The organism is Nitratidesulfovibrio oxamicus (genome assembly GCF_015731765.1).
In the GTDB taxonomy this organism is placed as follows: domain Bacteria; phylum Desulfobacterota; class Desulfovibrionia; order Desulfovibrionales; family Desulfovibrionaceae; genus Cupidesulfovibrio; species Cupidesulfovibrio oxamicus.
In genome coordinates this window covers 1-3,825 of sequence record NZ_VRYY01000244.1, presented here as the reverse complement: position 1 = coordinate 3,825, position 3,825 = coordinate 1, and the positions used below count along the sequence as shown (strand labels likewise).

Genomic DNA, 3,825 nt, shown 5'->3' with positions numbered 1-3,825 from the left:
CCGCAATTCCCGCGCGTCCAGCGCCAAGCTGCGCGCGGCCCAGCGGCTGGCGGAGGGCCAGGCCCCGCGCCCCCGGCGGCGCAACAAGTACGCCCCGGAAGGCCGCGAAGAGGCGGAAGGGGGTGCGTCATGAGCCACGGCGTGGGAAGCTGGGTGCTGGCCATGATCCTGTCGGTGCTGACCAGTCTGGTGTTGGGATTGTCGCTGGTGTGGCTGAACATCGAGCGCATGGACATGGCCTACAACCTGCGCAAGTTGCAGGGCGAACTGGACGGCAGGGCAACCCTGACCGCCAAGCTGGAAGTGGAGCGGGACCGGCTGATGTCGCCGTATGAACTGGGAAGGAAGGCGGAGGCCATGGGCATGCGGGGGGCACGCCCCGGCCAGATCCGCCGCATCGAGGAGGCGGGGCGCTAGCGCCCCGGAACGTCATGCTGCGAGCAGACAGGAAGTCACGCATACTCGGCAGGCCCGCACCGCGCACCGCGCGCGATGCGCGCCCCTCTTTCGAAGCGCGCGCCCCCCGGGCCGCGCGCGCCCTGCGCAACAAGAAGGCCCCCGGCGCATCGTTCGGCGGCGGCATGCGCTGCAATCCCTTTGCCCGCTTTGGCGAGGCGGATTGGAGCAAGGTGCGCCTGTACGGCGTGGGCTGCGTGTTCGCGCTGCTGTGGCTGCTGCTGTGGTCGCGCGCCTGGTACGTGCAGGTCTACGACGGCGACCGGTTGGCAGGGCTTGCCCGCCGCCAGCACATGGCGGCGGAGACCGTGTCCGGCAGGCGCGGCGCCATCCTCGACCGCAACGGGCAGATACTGGCCCGCAGCGTGGAGGTGCGCTCCGTCTACGTCCGCCCCGGCGAGGTGCGCGACGTGGACGCCACCGTCAATGCCTTGGCCGCGGCGCTGGAAGCCCCGGCCAAACAGGTGCGCGAGGCCGTGGCCTCCAAGCGCGGTTTTGCGTGGGTGGCCCGCAAGGTGGACGATCTGGCTGCGGAAAACGTGCGCAAGGCCGGGCTGCCCGGCGTGTACCTGAGCAGCGAGTACGAACGCATTTATCCGTTCAAGCAGATGGCCGGGCAGTTGCTTGGTTTCGTGGGCATGGAGAGCAAGGGCCTTGAAGGCCTGGAACTGACCTTCGACGAGGTGCTGAGCGGCGATTCCGCCCGCAACGTGGTGCAGCGCGATGCCGCCGGGCGCCGTCTTGACATGGACGGCGGCACGGGCCGCGCGGCACTGCGTGGCCGCGACGTGCACCTGACCATCGACACCCAGGTGCAGTTCTTTGCCGAAGAAGCCCTGGCCCGCTCGGTGGATCAGTTCGACGCCTCGTGGGGGGGCTGCCTGGTGGTGGACGTGGATTCGGGCGACATCCTGGCCTGGGCGCAGTACCCGTTCTTCAACCCCAACGCCTACCGCGACTACAAGCCCGAACGCTGGCGCAACCGCCTTGCCGCCGACGCGCTGGAGCCCGGCTCCACGCTCAAGCCGTTCCTGGTGGCCGCCGCCCTGCAGGAGGGCGTGGTCAAGGGCGACACCACGTTCAACTGCGAAAAGGGCCGCTGGAAGACCCGCTACATCACCATCCGCGACTCCCACAGCTACGACGTGCTGCCGGTGAACAAGGTGCTGCGCTACTCCAGCAACATCGGCATGGCCAAGATAGGCCTCGAACTGGGGGCCAAGCGGTACTGGGAATACCTGAACCAGTTGGGCTTCGGCGACCGCACCGGCCTGCCCATCACCGAGAGCAAGGGCATCCTGCGCGATCCGCGCCACTGGTCCGAACCGGACCTGATCACCACCTCGTTCGGCCAGGCCATCGCCGCCACCGGCGTGCAGATGGCCCAGGCCTACCTGACCCTGGCCAACGGCGGTGAGCGCAAGCCGCTGCGTCTGGTGGTGGACGACGAAGCCCCGGCCAACTCGGCCAGCCAGAAGGTCTACAACGACAAGACGGTGAAACAGGTCATCTCCATGCTGCGCGAAGTGGTGGAGGAAGACGGCACCGGCACCCGCGCACGCATCCCCGGCATCATGGTGGGCGGCAAGACAGGCACCGCGCAAAAGGCTGACGAAACAGGGCGTTACGGTCACGAGCGGCTGGCTTCCTTCGTGGGTTTTGCGCCCATCGACAAGCCCAAGTACCTGATTTTGGTCATGGTGGACGAACCCCAGAAAAATTCGTACGGCGGCGTGGTCGCTGCGCCCGTGTTCAAGCACGTGGCCATGCGCACCATGGCCTACCATGGTCTGCTGCCCGATGCGCCCGATCCCGAAGCCCCCGCCTACGCCACGCCCATGGGCAAGACCGGTCCGGTGGAAGTGCGCCGCGAGGTGGCCGAGGCCGTGCGCGAAGCCCCCGACGGGGTGCCCAACGTGGTGGGCAAGTCGGTGCGCCGGGCCGTGGAGGTCTTTGCCCGGCAGGGCATGGTGCCCGTACTCAAGGGCGTGGGGCAGACCGTGATCCGCCAGACCCCGGAGCCGGGCACCGAATGGCCCAAGGGCCAGCCCACGGGGCAGTGCGTCCTGTGGCTTTCCGAGAATTCGTAGGAGCATCGGCAGATGACCCGTATATCTTTTGATGACCTTCTGGTCCGTGTTCGTGAAAACACGCCGGAAATCCGTACCGACTCGCGCAAGGTGGGCCGGGGCGACGTGTTCGTGGCCGTGCCCGGTGTTGCCGCCAATGGCGGCGCTGGCGTGGATGGCGCGGACTTCGTTCCCAAGGCATGGGCCGCCGGGGCCGGTGCGGTGGTCTGCCTGCCCGGCAAGGCGGACGCGGCCCTTGCTGGTGCGCCCGAGGGCGCGGTGGTGGCTGCCCACGACGACCCGCGCGCGGCCATCGGCCTGTTGGGCCAGGCCCGTTACGGCACGGATGCGCTGCCCTTTCCGGTGGTGGCCGTTACCGGCACCAACGGCAAGACCACCATCACCTACCTGCTGGAACACGTGTTTTCCGCCCTTGGCCGCCGGGCCGGGGTGCTGGGCACCGTCAGCTATCGCTGGCCGGGCTTTGCCATGGATGCGCCGCTGACCACGCCCGACTGCATCGAAACCCACGCCATGCTGGCCCGCATGTGCGACGCCGGGGTGGACGCGGCGCTGATGGAGGTCTCGTCGCACGCGCTGGACCAGCGCCGCGTGGCGGGCATCCGCTTTGCCGGGGCCATCCTGACCAACCTGACGCAGGACCATCTGGATTACCACGGCGACATGGAACACTACTATGCCGCCAAGGCCCGCCTGTTCACGGAACTGCCCGACGCGGACAAGGCCTGCGCCGTCAATGCCGACGATGCCTGGGGCCGCCGCCTGCTGGGCGAGACACCGCACGCCATCGGCTTCGGGCTGGATGCGGCAAACGCCGTTTCGGGCCGTCGGTTCCTGCACGGCGAGATGGTGCGCAACGCCACCTCGGGCCTCACGCTGCGCATGACCTTCGAAGGGCGGCAGTGGGAACTTTCCTCGCACCTTGTCGGCGCGCACAACGCCTCCAACCTGCTGGCCGTGCAGGCCGTGTGCCTGGGCATGGGCCTTGCGCCGCAGGACTTTGCCAGCCTGGCCGACTTCACCGGCGTGCCGGGGCGGCTGGAGCGCATCGTGAACCCGCGGGGGCTGGACATTTTCGTCGATTACGCACATACCCCCGACGCGCTCGAAAACGTGCTGCGCGCGCTGCGCGCGGTGGGCTTTTCGCGCATCGTCACCGTGTTCGGCTGCGGCGGCAACCGCGACCGCACCAAGCGCCCGCTGATGGGGCAGGCGGTGGCGCGCCATGCCGACGTGGCCGTGCTCACGTCCGACAACCCCCGCCACGAGGACCCGCAGG

At 68.7% G+C, this 3,825-nt stretch carries 3 protein-coding genes; all 3 read left to right on the top strand.

Annotated features, from left to right (window positions below):
* Window positions 1–129: 129 nt before the first annotated feature.
* Entirely contained in the window at window positions 130–417 is a 288-nt protein-coding gene (locus FVW20_RS09450) for a hypothetical protein (protein WP_196609224.1), read from the top strand.
* Window positions 418–431: 14 nt separating this feature from the next.
* Window positions 432–2,546 (top strand): penicillin-binding transpeptidase domain-containing protein, encoded by a 2,115-nt coding sequence (locus tag FVW20_RS09445; RefSeq protein ID WP_231039006.1) that lies wholly within the window; start codon window positions 432–434, stop codon window positions 2,544–2,546.
* Between the two features lie 12 nt (window positions 2,547–2,558).
* The coding region (locus FVW20_RS09440; RefSeq protein WP_196609223.1) for a UDP-N-acetylmuramoyl-L-alanyl-D-glutamate--2,6-diaminopimelate ligase at window positions 2,559–3,825 on the top strand (1,267 nt) is incomplete at its 3' end.

What these genes read in the sequence shown, in the direction of transcription:
- FVW20_RS09450 (WP_196609224.1), top strand. Translation starts at nt 130, where the DNA reads ATGAGCCACGGCGTGGGAAGCTGGGTGCTGGCCATGATCCTGTCGGTG.
- FVW20_RS09445 (WP_231039006.1), top strand. Translation starts at nt 432, where the DNA reads ATGCTGCGAGCAGACAGGAAGTCACGCATACTCGGCAGGCCCGCACCG.